General features: G+C 37.0%; 3 protein-coding genes. All 3 read right to left on the reverse strand.

Annotation, left to right across the window (positions count from 1 at the left end):
• Window positions 1-72: 72 nt before the first annotated feature.
• The 3 genes from AC1DWB_RS33770 to AC1DWB_RS33780 all read right to left on the reverse strand — a co-directional run bounded on the left by AC1DWB_RS33770 (window position 73) and on the right by AC1DWB_RS33780 (window position 2,108).
• Window positions 73-612 carry a histidine phosphatase family protein gene (locus tag AC1DWB_RS33770; protein ID WP_477545453.1) on the reverse strand — a complete coding sequence of 180 codons (540 nt, stop codon included), beginning with the start codon at window positions 610-612 and terminating at the stop codon, window positions 73-75.
• A 251-nt stretch (window positions 613-863) separates the two neighbouring features.
• Entirely contained in the window at window positions 864-1,406 is a 543-nt protein-coding gene (locus AC1DWB_RS33775; RefSeq protein WP_477545454.1) for a hypothetical protein, read from the reverse strand.
• Between the two features lie 225 nt (window positions 1,407-1,631).
• The gene (locus AC1DWB_RS33780; RefSeq protein WP_477545455.1) at window positions 1,632-2,108 is read right to left on the reverse strand and encodes a hypothetical protein; all 477 of its coding nucleotides are present in this window, start codon (window positions 2,106-2,108) and stop codon (window positions 1,632-1,634) included.
• Between the last annotated feature and the right edge of the window lie 177 nt (window positions 2,109-2,285).

Below are 2,285 nucleotides of genomic sequence, written 5' to 3' on the forward strand. Positions count from 1 at the left end.
TCCTCGGGCAGACCAAGGGGCGTAAGCCCCGCAGCGGGAAAACGGTGTTATGTGCTGTTGCCTCTTCCTGAGCTACTTCCAAATTCTCCTTACTATTGTTTCATTTGTTTCAATTAATATATGGTATATATCAGGGTTTGATATTTTCTTCCAATCATTAAACCCAAAAGAATCTTCAAAAAACTTTATTACTAACGACATGAGCACCCCATGTGTTACCAATACTATATTAGATTCTGTCCGTTTTTTTATTTCCTCTATTACTTCAATTCCTCTATTCATTGCTTCAATTGAAGATTCTCCACCCTCAAACTTCAAATCAAGATCGGTGTATGTCTCCTTTAATTTATCCATCCAATCAATATAGTCCTGTGTACTTAATATTCTTTCCTTTAATCTTTCATCTGTTTCGATTTTTAAATTCATTTTCTTGCAATAAGGTTTAATAGTATCAATTGCTCGAAGATATGGGCTGGTTACTACCAATTCAATATCTATATCCGATAAAAATTCAGCCAAATCTAACGCTTGCTGTTTTCCTTCATTAGTTAAAGCTGCTGTTGATTCCTGACCAGCAGCTTTACAATGTCTTATAAGGTATATATTCTTCATTGAATTGTCCCTCTTTATATTTTTTTATGGTTTAGGCAATTGCACATAACGTTTGTGTATCTACGAACCCTCACCGACTTAAGCCCGAAGGGCGGCCGCGATGCGGTTAGTCGATGCAGGGTTGTCTGCTGAAATTCGCTTCCTCGAAATCCTTCTTGCAGACCAAGGGGCGTAAGCCCCGTAGCGTAGATACGATGTTATGTGCTGTTGCCTCTTCTTCGAGTTTACATTCCATATTATTACTTTAAATATTAATATTTGTCAAAGCACTTAATAATCTTATATCCTGGATATTCATTCTTGCTGTAAACATTCTTATAGTAACAATCCCAATAACTGACCACTCTTTGCCTGATGGTAAAGTAATATTCTGGATTATTATTAATAAAGTGTTTGTATCTCTCTAAGTCAATGTGTTCTAAATTCTTATCGATAATTGAAATTATTTCGCAAACATATTCTCCCACCAAATGAAGTACATATGGGACTATCCATGGCTCATCAGATGTAATTATCTTCCTTAGTCTTTCTTCTCTTATGTATCCATTATGATGTCTTGTATAATAGCTATTTAGAATCAATCTTTGCATTTCTGATAAATCTTTCTCAATTTCTTCATCTATCTCAGTCACATATATTCGATATGGTATCTTGATTAATTCAGAATTAATACAGACTTCAAATGGTCTGGTCTTCTGTAATCGGGTTTCTAAAGTAACTATCTTGTTTAATTCATTTAGATCGTTAATTAGAGAATTTGGAAATGCTTCAATGCTAATTTCTTCAGTGTTCATCAACATTGAATTCCTTTCATAATTAGGTTTCTAGGCAATTGCACATAACGTTCCCGCATTCACGAACCCTCACCGACTTAAAGCCGTAGGCCGGGCGCGATGCGCTTAGTCGGTGCAGGGTTGTCGCCTGATTCCACTTCTTCGAAATCCCTCTCGCGACCAAGGGACGGCTTGCCGGCCCGCTGCGTGAATGCATTGTTATGTGATGTCAGCGTCATCCTCGAATTACTTTCGAAAATCCATCATTTCTTTTATTAATTCATTGGCTTCTTCTTTATCATCCGCAGGCCCAAACACGTATCCGTCAATATCATACCTGCTATTAACTTCTTTCAACATCAACCAGACTTTATCAAGATTTTTGGAGACAGTTATTGTACCAATACTCCTTAGCAATGCTTCATCCGTGTACTCCGTCATTAAAAAGAAATATTTGTGTCCATCGCCTTTAAGTATAAAGTCATAGGACAGATCATTATCAACTGTCAACTTACCAACTATTGAATCTTTACTAAATGGCTTTCTATACAATTTACCTTTGATACTAATTATGGTTTCCTTCTCAAATTCGTTCTCAAACGAATAAATGACTGAGTTATATTGTTTATCAATTTCAACCGCTCTAATGTAATATAAATATGAAATAATAATAACGATAATAATAGTAATACTTCCAATTGTTATTTTACTATTGTTTTTCAAATACTCTCCTCCTGGTTTACCTTACATTACGCTTATTTCACATAACGTTGTTGTATTCACGAACCCTCACTGGCTTAAGGCGCGTTAGCGCCGGGTCCGACGGACTTAGCCAGTGCAGGGTTGTCGCCTGAATCCGCTTCCTCGAAATGCCTCTTGGCGACCAAGGGCCGACAGGCC

This window comes from Paenibacillus sp. P4_E11 (genome assembly GCF_056401635.1).

Excerpts from the sequence above, each read along its gene's own strand:
- AC1DWB_RS33770 (WP_477545453.1), bottom strand. The coding sequence starts at position 612 with ATGAAGAATATATACCTTATAAGACATTGTAAAGCTGCTGGTCAGGAA.
- AC1DWB_RS33775 (WP_477545454.1), bottom strand. The coding sequence starts at position 1,406 with ATGAACACTGAAGAAATTAGCATTGAAGCATTTCCAAATTCTCTAATT.